The 17120-nt window shown below is 40.2% G+C and carries 15 protein-coding genes; 10 read left to right on the top strand and 5 right to left on the bottom strand.

Annotated features, from left to right (window positions below; all coding sequences use genetic code 11):
- Window positions 1-14: 14 nt before the first annotated feature.
- Window positions 15-665, bottom strand: a complete 651-nt coding sequence (locus OSH00_RS18650) for a DedA family protein (RefSeq protein ID WP_266131664.1) — start codon at window positions 663-665, stop codon at window positions 15-17.
- Window positions 666-861: 196 nt separating this feature from the next.
- On the opposite strand from OSH00_RS18650, the gene OSH00_RS18645 reads away from it, so the two are divergent.
- From OSH00_RS18645 to guaA, 3 genes are all read left to right on the top strand, one after another.
- Complete coding sequence (locus tag OSH00_RS18645; RefSeq protein WP_196075999.1) at window positions 862-1278, top strand: DoxX family protein; 417 nt, start codon at window positions 862-864, stop codon at window positions 1276-1278.
- A 354-nt stretch (window positions 1279-1632) separates the two neighbouring features.
- The gene (locus tag OSH00_RS18640; protein WP_266131663.1) at window positions 1633-2022 is read left to right on the top strand and encodes a hypothetical protein; all 390 of its coding nucleotides are present in this window, start codon (window positions 1633-1635) and stop codon (window positions 2020-2022) included.
- A gap of 120 nt (window positions 2023-2142) precedes the next feature.
- Window positions 2143-3711 (top strand): glutamine-hydrolyzing GMP synthase, encoded by a 1569-nt coding sequence (gene guaA, locus OSH00_RS18635; RefSeq protein WP_004832057.1) that lies wholly within the window; start codon window positions 2143-2145, stop codon window positions 3709-3711.
- A 483-nt stretch (window positions 3712-4194) separates the two neighbouring features.
- On the opposite strand, the gene OSH00_RS18630 is transcribed toward guaA, so the two are convergent.
- Window positions 4195-4962, bottom strand: coding sequence for a putative porin (locus tag OSH00_RS18630; RefSeq protein ID WP_266131662.1), 768 nt, complete (start codon window positions 4960-4962; stop codon window positions 4195-4197).
- Window positions 4963-5447: 485 nt separating this feature from the next.
- On the opposite strand from OSH00_RS18630, the gene prfB reads away from it, so the two are divergent.
- The 5 genes from prfB (at window position 5448) to OSH00_RS18605 (ending at window position 10499) form a co-directional block, all read left to right on the top strand.
- Window positions 5448-6543, top strand: a protein-coding gene (prfB, locus tag OSH00_RS18625) for a peptide chain release factor 2 (protein ID WP_100250478.1) whose coding sequence is annotated in 2 segments (ribosomal slippage) — window positions 5448-5519 and window positions 5521-6543 — 1095 coding nt in all. Because the reading frame shifts where the segments join, the coding sequence is not laid out codon by codon here.
- Window positions 6544-6682: 139 nt separating this feature from the next.
- Window positions 6683-6982: an ArsR/SmtB family transcription factor gene (locus OSH00_RS18620; protein ID WP_009585144.1), complete on the top strand. Its 300-nt coding sequence runs from the start codon at window positions 6683-6685 to the stop codon at window positions 6980-6982.
- Between the two features lie 36 nt (window positions 6983-7018).
- Complete coding sequence (locus OSH00_RS18615; protein ID WP_266131661.1) at window positions 7019-8077, top strand: alkene reductase; 1059 nt, start codon at window positions 7019-7021, stop codon at window positions 8075-8077.
- 356 nt (window positions 8078-8433) lie between these two features.
- Window positions 8434-9714, top strand: a complete 1281-nt coding sequence (locus tag OSH00_RS18610) for a 3-deoxy-D-manno-octulosonic acid transferase (RefSeq protein WP_266131660.1) — start codon at window positions 8434-8436, stop codon at window positions 9712-9714.
- A gap of 71 nt (window positions 9715-9785) precedes the next feature.
- Window positions 9786-10499 carry a 16S rRNA (uracil(1498)-N(3))-methyltransferase gene (locus tag OSH00_RS18605; protein WP_266131659.1) on the top strand — a complete coding sequence of 238 codons (714 nt, stop codon included), beginning with the start codon at window positions 9786-9788 and terminating at the stop codon, window positions 10497-10499.
- Here the strand turns inward: OSH00_RS18605 and OSH00_RS18600 are convergent.
- Together OSH00_RS18600 and OSH00_RS18595 are read right to left on the bottom strand one after the other, a co-directional pair.
- Complete coding sequence (locus OSH00_RS18600) at window positions 10482-11486, bottom strand: mechanosensitive ion channel family protein (protein WP_227552271.1); 1005 nt, start codon at window positions 11484-11486, stop codon at window positions 10482-10484. The two genes, OSH00_RS18605 and OSH00_RS18600, sit on opposite strands and share 18 nt — an antisense overlap.
- Window positions 11487-11609: 123 nt before the next feature.
- The gene (locus OSH00_RS18595; RefSeq protein ID WP_266131658.1) at window positions 11610-12191 is read right to left on the bottom strand and encodes a DUF805 domain-containing protein; all 582 of its coding nucleotides are present in this window, start codon (window positions 12189-12191) and stop codon (window positions 11610-11612) included.
- Window positions 12192-12484: 293 nt separating this feature from the next.
- Here OSH00_RS18595 and acs point away from each other — a divergent pair, with 293 nt between their 5' ends.
- Window positions 12485-14431, top strand: a complete 1947-nt coding sequence (acs, locus tag OSH00_RS18590; RefSeq protein ID WP_266131657.1) for an acetate--CoA ligase — start codon at window positions 12485-12487, stop codon at window positions 14429-14431.
- Window positions 14432-14597: 166 nt separating this feature from the next.
- The gene (locus tag OSH00_RS18585) at window positions 14598-15779 is read left to right on the top strand and encodes an acyl-CoA dehydrogenase family protein (protein ID WP_266131656.1); all 1182 of its coding nucleotides are present in this window, start codon (window positions 14598-14600) and stop codon (window positions 15777-15779) included.
- 123 nt (window positions 15780-15902) lie between these two features.
- Here the strand turns inward: OSH00_RS18585 and ampC are convergent, their stop codons facing one another.
- Window positions 15903-17075 (bottom strand): class C beta-lactamase, encoded by a 1173-nt coding sequence (ampC, locus tag OSH00_RS18580; RefSeq protein ID WP_420909550.1) that lies wholly within the window; start codon window positions 17073-17075, stop codon window positions 15903-15905.
- Window positions 17076-17120: the final 45 nt, after the last annotated feature.

Below are 17120 nucleotides of genomic sequence, written 5' to 3'. Positions count from 1 at the left end.
TAAATTTGAAGCAATTATTGTTCCTTGGTTGCTTTATTTTTATCAAAAAACTTATGCCGTATATAACCTATAATACCAGGGAGCACACTTAAAATAATAATACCAAAAATTAAATGGGTAAAATTATCTTTCACGATTGGCATATTGCCAAATAAATAGCCCAAAATAATAAAAGAACCGACCCAGCAAATTCCGCCAATCGCGTTATAAGTTAAGAAGTATTTGTAATTCATACTTCCTGCCCCTGCAACAAAGGGTGCAAAAGTACGAGCGAATGGGATAAAGCGTGAAAAGATAATGGTTTTTCCACCATGCTTTTCAAAAAACTGTGATGTTTTAAGCAAATGTTCTTTATTGATAAATTTTGAATCAATTTCGAAAACACGTGGACCAATATATTTGCCAATATGGTAATTTAAAGTATCACCAAGAACGGCGGCAATAAATAACAGTAAAATTAAAACGGTTGGATCCATTGCACCTGTAGAAGCAGCTAACGCGCCTGCTGCAAAAAGCAAACTATCTCCAGGTAAAAATGGCATGACCACTAAACCTGTTTCAACGAAAATAATCAGGAATAAGATTGCATATACCCAAACACCGTAATTTTTAATAAATTCAAAAAGGTGCTCATCAACATGCAAAATAAAATCAATCAGATCCATAAGGCAAAAACTATGCGAATTGGTGCACAAATCCTAGCAGTGTGAGTTATGAAAGTCAGTATTAAAAAGTAAATATTTGAATTTATCATTGTTCTTAATCTGCAACGATAAGTTTAAATTTTAGGTATCGATCTGAAATTTTTTACTGACTAATATATATCCATCTTCAAAACGAAATACAAATTTAGGTGTTCTCATGTTTAATCCAAATGTCGTGGTTAAAAATATTGTAAATCAACCGAGTATGAATGCATTCATTGCATTGCTTGCTCGAATTTTAATGGCTTATATCTTCCTTGTGGCAGGCTGGGGAAAAATCACAGCATATAGTGCAACAGTCGGTTATATGGAATCTATGGGTGTACCAGGAGCAATGTTGCCTTTAACGATTTTGGTTGAGTTTGGTGGCGGTTTAGCGTTGTTGTTTGGTTTCCAAGCACGATTTGCTGCATTCGGTTTAGGTGTTTTTAGCTTGATTACGGCTTTCTTGTTCCACGGCGGTGAAACAGATGCAATTAACTTTATGAAAAACTTTGCAATGGCGGGCGGTCTATTTTTCTTAATGCTTCATGGTGCAGGTCGTTTCAGTATTGATCATGCCATTGAAAAATAAAAACGGAACTTGCAATTAAGCCAGATCAATCTCTGGCTTTTTGCGCGTTTTGCTTTGGATTAATCAAATAGATGAATTGGTTTATGCTATCTCAAAGATATTATTCAAGCTTGCACAATGAAAAAACAAATCTTGGAAAGAATACAGGCACTTGGTGGCAATATTGATCGTGTCAAAGGTATATCGTGGATAGATGACTGATGCACTATTCGTTTTAATACCGCTTTATATGAGCGACCTCAAGATGCGCCGTGGGCAACATCAGATGATCAAGAACCTATTTATGGTCTAGGTGAATATATCGATCAACATCAAGCCGAACTCGATAAAAATCCTGAGGTATTTTTCACTCAATTGATCCAAGAATATTATCAACTGACTGAAGAAGGACGAGGGCAAAGCTTCTGGCAACCGACACTTTTTACCCCCTATAAAGAAGGTACGGCTGATTTTAATGAATGGAATGATGACTTTTTAGATGATGAGATTGATCTTAAAGCAATCATTCAATTGACCGATAATCCAGAACCTGATTTTTTACAGTTGTTTTACCGATACGGTTTTCCTGATCATTTATATATTTGTGCGTCAGATCCCTGTCCTGAAAATCCTACCTTGTTCGGCACAGATCATGAGGTTTTTTTTAAAGAAGTGACGCATGAAGGTTATTTGGAAGATTTTTTAAATCGGTGTATCACACCCACAGAATTAATCGAGATCATTAAACAGAAAATCAATCTATAAGTTGATTATTTAAAATGATTTTTTTGAAAGATTGCGAACTTGCTTGAATGGAGTGCGTACAGCTTATAAAAATGATAGAATACGGCGCTTATATTCGTTTGCCTGCATAGTTGTTGACTCATGACTACCAATACTCAAATTACTGAAGATCGTATCCTTATCTTGGATTTCGGTTCTCAATATAGCCAGCTTATTGCACGCCGTGTACGTGAAGCTGGTGTATATTCTGAAATGTATGCTTTTGATATGTCTGAAGAAGACATTCGTGCGTTTAATCCTAACGGCATCATCTTGTCGGGTGGTCCTGAGAGTGTGCATGAGGAAGGTAGTCCACGTGCGCCAAAATGTGTATTCGAGTTAGGCGTACCTGTATTGGGTATTTGCTATGGTTTACAAACCATGTCTGAACAGCTTGGTGGAAAAGTAGAGCCAGGTACAGTACATGAGTTTGGTTATGCTGCCGTTGATGTTTTGGTTCGTGACCAGCTACTTGGCGATTTAAACGATGGCGAAGATAAACTCAACGTTTGGATGAGCCATGGCGATAAAGTTTCAGCAATACCTGAAGGCTTTAAAGTGACTGCAAGTACACCAAGTTGTCCATTTGCAGCGGTGAGTGATGAAACGCGTCGTTTTTATGGTGTGCAATTCCACCCAGAAGTGACGCACACTGCCAAAGGTGCTGAGTTACTGTCTAACTTCGTACATGGTATTTGTGGTTGCCGTAATCTTTGGAACTCTGAAAATATCATCGACTTACGTGTTGAACAATTACGTGAGCAAATTGGTGATCAAAAAGTTCTTTTAGGTCTTTCTGGTGGTGTGGATTCTTCAGTTGTTGCTGCATTGCTTCACAAAGCAATTGGTGATCAATTGACATGTGTATTTGTTGACAACGGTTTACTTCGTTTGAATGAAGGTCAGCAAGTGATGGACATGTTTGCGAAAAACATGGGGATCCGTGTGATTCGTGCTGACGCTGAAAATCGCTTCTTATCTGCACTTGCAGGCGAAGTGGATCCAGAGAAAAAACGTAAAATTATTGGTCGTGAATTCATCGAAGTTTTTGCTGAAGAAGCACGTAAGCTTGATGGCGTAAACTTCCTTGCGCAAGGCACGATTTATCCAGACGTGATTGAATCTGCTGCAACTAAAAATGGTAAGGCACATGTGATTAAATCACACCATAACGTGGGTGGTTTACCAGAAGATTTGGCATTTGAGTTGGTGGAGCCAATCCGTGATTTGTTTAAAGATGAAGTGCGTCGTTTAGGCACAACTTTAGGCTTACCACATGAAATGCTGTATCGTCATCCATTCCCAGGTCCAGGTTTAGGTGTTCGTATTCTGGGTGAAGTGAAGAAAGAATATGCTGATATTCTTCGCCTTGCAGATGACATTTTTATGCAAGAGCTTCGTGCAAGTGGTTGGTATGACAAAACTGCTCAAGCTTTCGCGGTATTCCAACCTGTAAAATCAGTGGGTGTGGTGGGTGATGGTCGTCGTTATGCATGGGTCATTGCACTACGTGCTGTTGAAACAGTTGACTTTATGACTGCCCGTTTTGCTCACTTGCCGTATGAGTTGGTGGACAAAATTTCGACACGTATCATGAATGAAATTAAAGACGTTTCTCGTGTAGTGTACGACGTCTCTTCTAAACCACCAGCAACCATTGAATGGGAGTAAATTTGGGCTTTCTAAAAGCGATAGCTTTTAGCCAAATTTACGCCAAGAGCTGCGCTCACGGCAGCAGGGTTTTAAGAAGCGAAACGCTTCTTGCCTGAATTACGCTAAGGGCTATGCTCGCGGCAGCAGGGCTTTTAATAAGCCAAACTTGATGTAAGGGCTTTGCTTGCGATAGTTTTTTAGAAAAAATGTTAGAAAAAGATGAAAGGATGCATAAGCATCCTTTTTTCATGCAAAGTCAAAAAATAGAATAATTAGAAATGGTTATGGATTTTTATCAGTAGTTAATGGTAGAAAAAGATTATCAAAAGTAACAACATCTAAAGATACTTTAGGGATCCAAAATAGAATCAGTAAATAACTTCCAAGTTATTAATTACCAAAAAATAATATTAAGTTTGATGTTTAAAAAACCGATAAAAAAGCCAGTCAATTGACTGGCTTCTGTTGCTTCGAAAGAACGATTGCTAAATGGCTTTAAACTTAGAAACGGTATCCTGCACGAACACCATAAGTGTTGTAGTCATCACCGAAACCAACACGACCTTCTAAGCTTACGTTTTGATTAAAGAATTTCTTCGCAGAAATACCAAATTCATCACGATTGGTCAGATCATTGTTGTAGTAATCAGCACCAACACTTAAAGTTTTATCTAGATACAAGTCACCACGTACTTTGTATTCATCTAAATCACCGAATGCACCAAATGCTTCAAAGTTAGCATCATATTGACCCACTTTAGTCACATATTTAGCACGTACAGTTGGGTCTGCACCGTCATCACCGTTTTTAACGTCATAACCGGTTACACCCAAGGCAAGTAATAAACCTGGTGCAGGTAAATAACCCACTTCAGCACCGTAAGTTGTTACTTTATTGTCGATGTTGGTGCGATCAACTTCATGCTCATCACGACCAATACGACCACTGACATAGAAATCAGAGTTTGGTACGAAGTATTCAAGACCAGCGCCATATTGGCTGTCTTTTACACCGCTATTTTTTGCATATTCCACATTGGCTTTTACATTACTTGCACGATCTAAGAATGCAGCTTCATTCAACGGTGAGTTACGAGTTTGTACTGGTTTAAAATAATAAGTACCATCTACACCGAAGTTATGAGTAGCATCAGAGTTGTCCCAATCATTATAAGTATAAGAACCACCTACTTCTGCTTGGTAAGCATGTGCAGTGCCAGTTAAAGCGGCTACGGAAAAGATTGCAGATGCAATTGCTAATTTTTTCATGGAATTTGCCCCCTATGAAGAAGAATTGATTTATACATGTTTAGTTACAATTTTGAGTCTAGGTGAAATTCAAAAATCGTCAACCATGCTATGGTAACGGTACTGTAACAATAGTGAGTATATGTAAATGTTTAATATTAAATATATGATAAATATAATTTAAATATTGTGTTTTGTTTTATTAAAACTGTGTAGATAATGTGGATATTAGTAGACTTTGGGTAAGCCGGGGACATAGTTTGTAATAAAAAAGTACCTAAAAATTAAAATACTCTTAATTTATTGAGCTGCTGTATAAAATCTAAACATGATCTTTTAACTCTTAAAGGTGATGATTTCGATTGGAAGACCGACTTATTTTTTAAAGAGATTATTGTGGTACTTTCTACTTTATGTTGATCTATAAAAAAGCCATATCTCAACTTTTTCTACTCTGTGGTAGAATGCCTGCGAATTAAAAGACGTCAAATGTGAGATTAAAACTCGTGGAAATTAATCCTTATCTAGTTCAGCTAAAAGACTTAAATGACCGTGGTCTAACACTACGGGGGTATCTTTGACTACGATCTGAAGAAAGAGCGTTTAGAAGAGGTTCTCCGCGAGTTAGAAGATCCCGCAATCTGGAATGATCAAAGCCGTGCACAAGCAATGGCAAAAGAAAAAGGTGAGCTTGAGAACGTCATCAATGTTTTAGAAGGTTTGGCAACCCAGTTAGATGATGCCCAAGCCATGCTTGATCTTGCAGTTGAAGCAGATGATGAAAGCTTATTGGCGGATGTCCAAGCAGAATTGAGTTCGGCTGAAGAAGAGTTGGCAAAACTTGAATTCCGTCGCATGTTCAGTAATCCGATGGATCCAAATCCATGTTATGTTGAAATCCAAGCAGGTTCTGGTGGCACAGAAGCACAAGACTGGGCTTCGATGCTGTTACGTATGTATATGCGTTGGATCGAACGTCATGGCTTTAAAGCAGAATTGATGGAAGAATCAGATGGAGATGTTGCCGGAATCAAATCTGCCACCATTCGTGTAGAAGGTGAGTATGCCTATGGTTGGTTGCGTACCGAATCAGGTGTACACCGTTTAGTGCGTAAGTCACCATTTGACTCTGGTAACCGTCGACATACCTCATTCTCTGCGGTATTTGTTTCACCTGAAGTCGATGATAATATTGAAATTGATATTAATCCTGCTGATGTACGTACCGATACCTATCGTGCTTCGGGTGCAGGTGGACAGCACATTAACAAAACAGACTCAGCAGTTCGTTTAACCCATGCTCCAACGGGGATTGTGGTGGCTTGTCAGAACCAACGTTCACAACATGCCAACCGTGATCATGCTTGGAAACAATTACGTGCTAAATTATACGAATTGGAAATGAGTAAACGTAATGAAGCAGCTCAAGCGCTTGAAGATTCGAAATCGGATATCGGTTGGGGAAGCCAGATTCGTTCATATGTACTGGACGATTCTCGTATTAAAGACTTACGTACAGGCGTAGAAAACTCGAATACCGGTGCGGTATTGGACGGTGATCTGGATAAATTTATTGAAGCCAGTTTAAAACAAGGTCTTTAATTTAAATTTTTAACAAAAGCAAAGCTTTATCTGTGTTTTTGCAATATATCTAAAAAAATCGATATTAAAATCGAAAAAATGCGATATATTATGTGAAAGATGCTGAATGGAGCTTTGCTCTGAATTGAATGTGTCTAAGATGGATATTGATTTAATTTCTAAAGCATTGGCGAATCCAACTCGACGTCAGATTTTGGAGTGGCTTAAAAATCCACAACAATATTTGTCTGAAGAGCAGTGCGGTGGCTTTGGGCGTGGTGTGTGTGCAGGGAATATCGAAAGACTCGGTAATGTCTCTCAATCAACCATGTCAAATCATTTGTCTGTTTTACAGCAGTCAGGATTAATTCAGGCAGAAAAATATGGTCAGTGGTCATACTTTTCACGCAATGAAGCTTTAATTCAGCAATATATCGATTATCTACAAAACTCGCTTTAAGGTCCCAAATTTGGGACAGCGAGTGATGAGGCAAATATGGCTGAACTCAATTCTCCCCTGGTACTTGGCGATATACATCTCAAAAATCGTGTGGTGATGGCACCATTAACACGTAGCCGTGCCACCGCTGACCGTGTACCTACTCCAATGATGGTCGAATACTATGCACAACGTGCCAGTGCAGGGTTGATCATTTCTGAAGCTACCGTCATTTCAGAAGAAGCCAATGGCTATCTCAACACGCCTGGATTATTTACTGAAGCGCAGGTAGACGGGTGGAAACCTGTGACTCAAGCGGTACACGATCGAGGCGGATTAATTGTTGCACAGCTGTGGCATGTGGGTCGTGTTTCGCATCCAGATTTACTCAATGGCGAAACTCCTGTATCTGCAAGTTCGATTCAGCAAGCCGGTCAGGTCAGTCTACTGCGTCCTAAACGTGACTATGTGATTCCACGTGCCTTGGAAATTTCTGAAATTCACAGCATTACGCAACAATATAAACAAGCTGCAATCAAAGCCAAACAAGCAGGTTTTGATGGTGTGGAATTACATGCAGCCAATGGTTATCTGATCGATCAATTCTTACAGAGTTCAACCAATCACCGTGAGGATGAATATGGTGGTTCTGTGGAAAATCGAGCCCGTTTTTTACTTGAAGTGGTAGATGCTTTAATCGAAGTATGGGGTGCAGGTCGTGTTGGTGTACATCTCGCACCACGTGGCGATGAGCATGATATGGGCGATGCTGATCCACGTGAAACTTTTGGTTATGCACTTGAGCAACTTGGCAAACGTAAAATTGCGTTTTTCTTTACTCGTGAGTATTTGGCTGAAGACAGTATCAGTCAACATATGAAGCAGCGTTCAGGCGGTGTACCATATATTGCCAATATGCGTCTAAGCCGTGAAGATGCGATTCACTTATTGGCAACGGGTCAGGCAGATGCGGTATCGTTCGGTAAGGCGTATATTGCCAATCCAGATTTGTTTGAGCGTCTTGTTCAAGATGCACCGTTAAATGAATTGGTATTTGAAAACATGATCGGTTCGCAAACAGCAGAAGGCTATATTGATTATCCAAGCTTAGTTTAATTACATTGTTGTCTTGAGATATCAATTATTTTTTGCTTGATCATATTGAAATAAGTTGACGTAGTTGAAATATGCAAAGCTTTGCAGCATAGGATCTCGTGCATATCGAATATATCGCAAGCGCTAAAGATCAGATTGGGTTGAAGTATAAATCTCTATGCTTCAACCCTTAAACTTTGAATAGATTTTACTTCTGATCAGCTGAGTAAAACGCGCTTTTATGATGATAGATTCATCACTTTGGCTTGATCTTTGAGTTTTCCAGTGCCTTAACAACAAATCGTTAAATATTATTCATTAACAACTGAATAATGCTCTGTTATATTTGCCCATTGATCTATATAGAGGCATTCTGTTTGGCTACTCCTTTCTGGTATAACGCAGCACTCGCAATCGTCAAACCTTTGTATCGGTGGCGGATCAAAAAGCGTGCGCAAAACATGGCAGAATACCAACAAGAAAGTCTTGAACGTTTTGGTCCATTTCAGGCAGTCAAAAATCAACATGCGATTTGGTTCCACTGTGTTTCAGTGGGAGAAACCAATGCGGCACAACCTTTAATTGAGCATTATTTACAAGCAGGTCGTACGGTTTTAGTGACCAATACAACAAAAACAGGACAAGCGCGCTCAAAGTCATTATTTTTAAAAGCAGCGTATGAGCCACTTTTTCAAGCGGTTTATTTGCCTGCAGATCAGAAGCATCTGATCGTTGATTTTTATCAAAAATATCAACCAAAGCTGCTGATTTTAGTAGAAACAGAGCTTTGGCCAAACTTGATCGATCAAAGCCAGCAATTTAAAGTGCCGTGTATTTTGGTCAATGCCAGACTTTCAGAAAAGTCAGCCAAAGGTTATGCCAAAGCACCGGGTCTGACTTTGCCAATGCTGAAAAAACTGGATTATCTATTGGCACAGGACCGGGCAACACAGCAGCGTTTTGTTGATTTGGGCATTCAGCAAGTCAAAACAGAAGTGGTCGGCAGTATTAAATTTGATATTTCTGCACCCGTGCAATTTATTCATCACGCTGAACAGCTTAAACATGATTGGCAATTGAGTGATCGAAAAATTATAACCGTCGCCAGTACGCATGCACCTGAAGAAGAAAAACTGCTGATGGCATTTAAGCCGTATTTAGAACGTTACCGAAACTGGTTATTGATTATTGTACCACGCCATCCCGAACGCTTTGATGATGTTTTTTCGACAGCACAAAGCTTAAATCTAATCACCCATCGCCGTAGTTTAGAACAGAAAATCCAAACGGATACGCAAGTTTATTTGGCAGATAGCATGGGTGAAATGTGGCTGTGGTATGCCTTGAGCCAAGCGTGTTTTGTTGGTGGATCATTAAGTGAGCCAGGTGGAGGTCATAATATTTTGGAACCCATGGTTTTAGATGTTCCCACTGTGATTGGACCGCGTTATTTTAATTTTCAGGCGATTGTGGATGAGTTTTTACAGGCAGATGCTGTAAAAGTTGGACAAACGGTCGATGAAGTTGTTGAACTCTTGGTCCGTTGCTTGGAAGATCAGAATTTTGCCCGGCAATTGAGTCTGCATGCAGTTGAAGTACTGAATCGTAATAAGGGCTCTTTACAGAAGCATCTTGCAGTAATTGATCGGTATCTATAATTCGCTGTTATTGTGAAATCCGTTGTTGTCCAAGATGTAATATATCAAGCCAAAATGAACCAGACTTTATTATGAACATTGTTCTTCTCGACTCCCGTCAAACACAGTCCGATATTTGGAAAATCAGTTCAGATCGACAAATTGCACATTTGAACAGTCATCTTGCTGTCAAAGTTGGTGATACATTGAAAGTGGGAATTCGAGATGGCGATCGTTATTTAACTGAGATTATTGCAGTTTCTGAACGAGAGGTTTTATTGAGACCGATTCAAAAAGAAGCTGTTCCTGCCAAATTACCCGTGACTTTAATTGTTGCTCTCCCCCGTCCGAAAGTATTGCGACGTATAATTATGGACGCAGTGACCATGGGGGTGCAGCATATTAGGCTTATACATAGTTATCGCGTCGATAAAAGTTACTGGCAAACGCCTTTTTTACAGCAGCTTGAACACTATATGACGTTGGGATTGGAGCAAGCAGGAGATACGATTGCACCAAAAATAGAACTACATAAACGCTTTAAACCCTTTGTAGAAGATGTTTTACCACAGTTGATTGATGAACACTGCCCAGCTTATGTGGCACATCCCTATACTGAACAGAAGATGCCTTTTGCGATTGAGCATGCGTGTACCGTGATTATTGGTCCAGAAGGTGGTTTTATTCCTTATGAAATTGATTTGCTCATCAAAAACGGCTGCCAAGCTGTTAGTTTAGGCAACCGTATTCTGCGTACTGAAACTGCGATTCCTTATGTATTGGGACGCTTATTTAGCACGTGCTGATTCGAGATCATCGCTAGATGGATCACCACGATATACTTTTACTTCCTGAACGGGATAAGGGATAGAAATATTGTTTTCTGCAAAGGCTTCTAATACATTTTCTTGGATTTGGCTAATTGATGCAGCGGTAACAACTTGAGTGGTATCTACCCACCAACGGACTGTTAAATTAACTGAGAAATCTGCTAAAGCCGATACGTTAACAGTAAAGCCCGGTTGGCTCAGGATACGTTGATCTTTATCCAGTAATTTGAGAATAATATCCTTGGCTTTCTGTACATCATCTTCATAGCCAATACCGACCACAAATTCACAGCGACGACGCTGATAAGCAGTATTGACGGTAACTGCGCTGGTATAAACTGTAGCATTCGGGATCACAATACGGCGACCATCGGGTGAACGTAGGAAGGTGGCACGAATCTGAATATCTTCAACCGTCCCTTCCATGTTATTCACGATGATGTCATCACCAATTTTGAATGGTTCACCTAACAGAATTAAAATCCCTGACAGTAGATTCTGGAAAATATCTTTAAAGGCAAAACCAATCGCAACCGAACCAATTCCCAATGCACTCATCAATTGACCTGGGGTGAAACCAGGAATTGCAATGACCATGGCAATTAAAAAACCAAAAAAGATAATCGCCGTACTGCCTACACGGTTCAATACTAAAACTAAATTTTGGCGTGTATAGGTGCGATTTTCGAGTGTTCTACGGACAAAAAATTTAAACAGCTTAGACAGTAACCAGAAAATGGTAATGACAATCAGTGCAATACATAAATAAGGCATACGTTCCCAAAAACCATCGACGAATTTGTCGATGGTTGAGTAGGCATCTTTATACTTTTCGGTATGTTGAATTACTGTTTGTGCAGTTTTTTCGCCTGCAGAACTAATCAATTGAGTCGTGTCTTGCGCAACGGTACTCAATGCATTTGCTTCTTCAGCCACAATGATGTCCAATAAAATAATTGGCATATTTTGCCTGAAATTTTCAAGAAGTTAAGCGTTGATTACAGTTTTTCGTACAACCTAAAAATAAAATAATATTTATGAGAATTTTATCAGCATTCACAAGGTTCGTTGCAAAATCAAGGCGCTTTAAAAATATTCAGTTCCCTTTTGAATAATCACCGTGGGATTGTCAATCTCTCCTGTTCCCAGCATAAAAGACACGATACTGGTAGATGCAAATAAACCAATCACAAAAGTAATCACGATTAGCCAAGCGAGTAATTTTTCAATAAATGTAGATGGGCGTGGGTGCCCGAAACGATTGGCTTTGCTGCAACCACGAGCAAAGAGCAAATAAAATGCCATAAAAAACTGCACGATTGGAATCAAAAATAACACCATCCACCAACCTGATTTATTTCGATCATGGAGCCGGCGAGTCATCACCACGAAGATGAAATATAAATATATAAAACTTAACAAGATATAACTGGTTTGACCTAATCCGGAAAGTGAGTGGATTGCATGTTGGCTAAAATGCATTGAATTTAAATTCAGGATTCCCAGCATTACACTTAAACTTAACAGTGCAAAACTAAAGAACAGCTGTAAGATCCCGAACCAAGCAATATAACTTAAACGAGTGAAACGACCGTGCATCGTTAGTGGATGATCAGTTGGTGATATGACCTGTTTTGAGAAAAATGGAGAGGATTCTTGGGTTTGCATGGTGATTGTGTCCAGTTGAAGAAGTTCAGTAAGGAAATGTTTTTTTCTGAAAAAATCCATATGCACTTATCACCACAAATTATAAGATCAAAAAAACGACATAGATATTGAAAATTCGAATGTTTTGGCAAATGACTTAACATTTTCCGATGGTTAAAGTGACCCCCGTGTCTACGACCAAAGCACAATTGTTAATCAAAATGCGCTATCGTAATACTGAACACATGCAGCAAATAAAATCAATAACGTAGGCATACATCTCGTGATGAGGTGGCAGATCAAGGAAGCAGAATATGAACGAAATATATCCAGTTCCAGAACAATTTGTAAAAACAGCAAGAACCAATGAACAAGAGTATTTTGACCGTTATCAACAGTCAATAGAGCATCCAGACGAGTTTTGGGCAGAAGCAGCAAAAAAACTGGATTGGATAAAACCATTTACCCAAGTTAAAAATACCAGTTTTGACAAAGATCATTTTAAGATTGAATGGTTTGCGGATGGTGAATTGAATGTCAGTGCAAACTGTTTAGATCGTCACCTCAAAGAACATCCACTTAAACCTGCAATCATCTGGGAAGGTGATCATCCATCACGACATAAAATTATTTCTTTTGAAGAGCTGCATGATGAAGTCTGTCGTTTTGCCAATGTATTGAAAAAAAATGGAATAACCAAAGGCGATCGAGTCATTTTGTATATGCCGATGATTCCTGAAGCTGCAATCGCGATGTTGGCATGCGCGCGTATAGGGGCAGTGCACTGTGTCGTTTTTGGAGGATTCTCTCCTGATTCTTTAGCCAGTCGGATTGATGACAGTCAGGCCAAACTCGTCATTACTGCTGATCAGGGGATGCGTGGCGGGAAAACGATTCCATTGAAAGAAAATGTGGATGCTGCATTAACGTTTGCAGGAACCAGTTCTGTTGAAAAAATGATTGTCGTTCATCGCACAGGTCACCCGATTCAGATGAAAGAGGGACGTGATTTGTGGTATCACATGGAAATTATGACGGTGACAGATATCTGCCCGCCAGAAGCCATGAATGCCGAAGATCCTTTATTTATCCTATATACCTCAGGTTCAACAGGAAAGCCCAAAGGTGTTTTACATACTACAGGTGGCTACCTCACGTATGTCAATTCAACTTTTAGAGAAGTATTTGACATCAAACAGGATGATGTATTTTGGTGTACTGCTGATGTGGGATGGATTACAGGACATTCTTATGTGCTTTATGGACCACTCTCTAACGGCACCACCACGGTGATGTCTGAAGGGATTCCGCAATACCCAACGTGGGCACGTACTGGACATATTGTCGATAAGCATAATATTACGATTCTCTATACAGCACCGACAGCAATCCGCGCCATGATGCGTGAGGGCGATGCATTTGTTCGCGAGAGCGACCGCAGTAGTTTACGTTTATTGGGTTCAGTAGGCGAACCGATCAATCCAGAAGCATGGAATTGGTACTATACGGTGGTGGGAGAAAGCCGTTGTCCGATTGTCGATACATGGTGGCAAACCGAAACAGGAGGGATTTTAATTTCACCATTGCCTGGTGCCACTGCGTTGAAACCTGGTTCTGCGACACGTCCTTTATTTGGCATACAGCCTGCTCTGGTTGATGCGGAAGGTCAGGAGCTGCAAGGCGAAGCTGAAGGGAACTTGATTATCAAAGATTCTTGGCCGGGGCAAATGCGTACCATATGGGGAGACCCTGAGCGTTTTATTGAAGCTTATTTTTCGACCTATCCTGGCAGTTATTTCACGGGTGATGGTGCACGCCGAGATAAAGATGGTTATTACTGGATTACGGGGCGTGTGGATGACGTATTAAATGTTTCAGGGCACCGTTTAGGTACGGCTGAAATTGAAAGTGCATTGGTGGCACATGAAAAAGTCGCTGAATCTGCTGTTGTGGGTATGCCTCATGAAATTAAAGGTCAGGGCATTGCGGCCTATGTAACCCTACAGGCAGGCGAGGCTGAAACTGAAGCGTTGCGCAAAGAATTGGTGAATTGGGTTCGTAAAGTATTGGGACCCGTCGCAACACCAGATGCCATTTATTGGGCACCTGCTTTACCAAAAACTCGTTCAGGTAAAATTATGCGTCGGATCCTCAGAAAAATTGCTGCCAATGAGTTGGATAGTTTAGGGGATACCTCGACTTTGGCTGATCCAAGCGTAGTGGATCAATTGATTACTGAAGTGAAGGCAAACACCCAATAATCTCAATACTGATGATTGGGTTTGATGAAAGTTGACTAGCGCCGGCTGAAAAGCTGGCGTTTTTAAATATTATTTGCAATGAACAGAATAAGTAACGCAAGCATTGTGATAAGGGCATCTTGTTTGATCTGCTAAGCTCAATGGATCAGATACAAGAGTTAAAACGATGAATACACCACAACCTGCTTTAAATTCTTCAGCTTTGGATATTGCACAAGAACTGGCAAGACAATTTGCACGCACTGCAGCTGAGCGAGATAAAGCAGGCGGCAATCCGAAGTTCGAGCGTGATTTGATCCGGAAAAGTGGGTTGTTGAACTTGTCGATCCCACAGCAATATGGTGGACAAGGCGCAGATTGGAAGACGATTTTTCAGACCGTTCAAACCATTGCACAAGTAGATAGTTCCTTAGCACATGTCTATGCTTTTCATCATTTATTGATTGCTACGGTTCAGCTCTTTGCTCAACCTGAACAATATCAGCAGTGGTTCGAGCGGACTGCACAACATCATTTATTTTGGGGTAACACGCTCAATCCTTTGGATAAACGAACCATTGTTCAACAAGTGTCTGAAAATGAATTTATTTTTCATGGCGATAAAAGTTTTTGTTCAGGTTCTATAGATTCAGACATTTTACTGTGTTCTGGTTTTAATGAGGCAGATAAGTTGCTCATTGCTGTGATTCCAACTCAACGAGAAGGGGTAAGCTTTTTAGGTGATTGGAATAACATGGGGCAACGCCAAACTGACAGTGGAACCAGTCATTTTGAGCAAGTTAAAGTCTATAAAAATGAGTTGCTCTTAAATCCTGGACCATTGAGTACGCCGTATTCCAGCTTACGTCCACTGATAGCACAATTGATTTTTGTACATCTTTTCTTGGGCGTGGCAGAAGGTGCATTTGAAATTGCCCAGCAGACCATACAGAAACAAAAAGCATGGTCAAAATCTTTGGTGGAACAAGCGACACATGACCCGTATATCCAAAAGCATTTTGCCGAGTTTTATGTCCAAATTCAAAGTGTACGCCTACTCACTGCTCAAGCCGTTGATGCTTTGCAAGCGGCCTGGAATATCGGTGAAAATTTAACAGCAGAACAACGTGGTCAGGTGTCCATCGCAATTGCTACTGCAAAAATTGCTGCAACCCATACTTCTTTATTGGTGACTCAAAATATTTTCCAAGTTTTGGGTGCACGTGCAACTACAGCACAATTAAATTTAGACCGTTTTTGGCGGAATGTACGTACACAAACTTTACATGATCCCATTGACTATAAATATCAGGAGGTTGGAGAGTGGGTGCTGACTGGAAAAGTACCAGCTCCTAGTTTCTACTCTTGAGCCGGCGCAGTCATTTCATTTTCCCATGCGCCCAAACTCCGCTAGGTGAAAAGCGTAGATAGCGCGCAAGCGCTGAATCAGTGAGAGGCACATGACGTACCTCAGTTCGATAAACAGGAGCAATTAGGGATTGGATATCTGTTTCAATGTATTGAGCACATCATAGGCGGCTCGAATACGTTCGGCATTTGCAATTCTTTTATTCATCAGCATAACCAAGCCAAATTTTTCCGATGGAATATAAACTAAATAGGTTCCAAAACCATTTGTAGAACCTGTTTTATGGAACACCCTGGCTCCTGATTGAACCAATGTTTTTTCAACTGGATTTGATTGCAGCACCACACGGTCAGAGTTGCTTTCTAATAAAGTGTCTAAGCTTGCCGGATCGTTGAAAGTTTCCCATCCAAGTGCCTGGGTCATTTCCCCCATTTTAAAGTAGCCGACATGTGTTCCCTGAATTGCAGGCCGAACGGATGCTTTCGCTTGTTCTGGATTTAAGTTTAAATTTAAGAACTGTAGCAGATCAGGAAGGCTTGATTTAACCCCATAGGCCTGAGCATCGAAAGGTCCTGGACTAACTCGAATTGGGTGATTGTTTTGATCATAGCCAAAAGCATAGTTGGTCTGTTGTGATTTCGGGACATTGACATAGCTATGTTGGAGTTGAAGTTGGGGAAAGATAACCTGCTCTAATAAAGTACTAAATGGCATGTTCATGGCTTTTGCAGTAACTTCGCCAAATAACCCGATACTGGGATTGGAATATTGTCTAAATTGGCCGATGGGTCGATTGATCTTCCAGTCTTGAAAGTATTTAAGTGTTTGTGCATCCGTTTTGATTTGATCAGGAAATTGTAATGGCAGATTGCCAGTCGTGTAGGTCGCCAACTGTAAAAGAGTGACGTTATTGATTTGTGAATTTTTTAAAGCGGGTAAATATTTTCCTGGATGATCTTGAAGGGATAGTTTGGATAAACTTTGGGCATAACTTCCTGCTGTTGCAGTAAAGAGCTTGCTGACCGAACCTAACTCAAAAAGGGTATTTTTATTGACTGATTTCTTATCGGCAAGTGATTGCATGCCGTAGTATTTTTCATAACTTTTGCCTTGGTACAGCACTCCAATTGCCATACCTGGTACCGCGTATTTTTGCATTAATGGCTGAAATGCTTGAGTTATTGCATTTTCAACCTTAGCTGTGGTTGGCTGCTGATTGGCATTTGCATAAGTCGTCCATCCCATACTACTGATCAAGACGTAAAAGATCGTTTTTGTTTTCTTTAAAAGAGCCATAACCACTTCATCCAATCTATAGGTAAAAAAGAGATTATTTTAATG

Origin of the sequence: Acinetobacter nematophilus, assembly GCF_026344175.1 — a bacterium.
Lineage (GTDB): Bacteria > Pseudomonadota > Gammaproteobacteria > Pseudomonadales > Moraxellaceae > Acinetobacter > Acinetobacter nematophilus.
This window is presented reverse-complemented; position numbering and strand designations above follow the sequence as displayed.

Excerpts from the sequence above, each read along its gene's own strand:
- OSH00_RS18650 (WP_266131664.1), bottom strand. The coding sequence starts at position 665 with ATGGATCTGATTGATTTTATTTTGCATGTTGATGAGCACCTTTTTGAA.
- OSH00_RS18645 (WP_196075999.1), top strand. The coding sequence starts at position 862 with ATGTTTAATCCAAATGTCGTGGTTAAAAATATTGTAAATCAACCGAGT.
- guaA (WP_004832057.1), top strand. The coding sequence starts at position 2,143 with ATGACTACCAATACTCAAATTACTGAAGATCGTATCCTTATCTTGGAT.
- OSH00_RS18630 (WP_266131662.1), bottom strand. The coding sequence starts at position 4,962 with ATGAAAAAATTAGCAATTGCATCTGCAATCTTTTCCGTAGCCGCTTTA.
- OSH00_RS18620 (WP_009585144.1), top strand. The coding sequence starts at position 6,683 with ATGGATATTGATTTAATTTCTAAAGCATTGGCGAATCCAACTCGACGT.
- OSH00_RS18615 (WP_266131661.1), top strand. The coding sequence starts at position 7,019 with ATGGCTGAACTCAATTCTCCCCTGGTACTTGGCGATATACATCTCAAA.
- OSH00_RS18605 (WP_266131659.1), top strand. The coding sequence starts at position 9,786 with ATGAACATTGTTCTTCTCGACTCCCGTCAAACACAGTCCGATATTTGG.
- OSH00_RS18600 (WP_227552271.1), bottom strand. The coding sequence starts at position 11,486 with ATGCCAATTATTTTATTGGACATCATTGTGGCTGAAGAAGCAAATGCA.
- OSH00_RS18595 (WP_266131658.1), bottom strand. The coding sequence starts at position 12,191 with ATGCAAACCCAAGAATCCTCTCCATTTTTCTCAAAACAGGTCATATCA.
- acs (WP_266131657.1), top strand. The coding sequence starts at position 12,485 with ATGAACGAAATATATCCAGTTCCAGAACAATTTGTAAAAACAGCAAGA.
- OSH00_RS18585 (WP_266131656.1), top strand. The coding sequence starts at position 14,598 with ATGAATACACCACAACCTGCTTTAAATTCTTCAGCTTTGGATATTGCA.
- ampC (WP_420909550.1), bottom strand. The coding sequence starts at position 17,075 with ATGGCTCTTTTAAAGAAAACAAAAACGATCTTTTACGTCTTGATCAGT.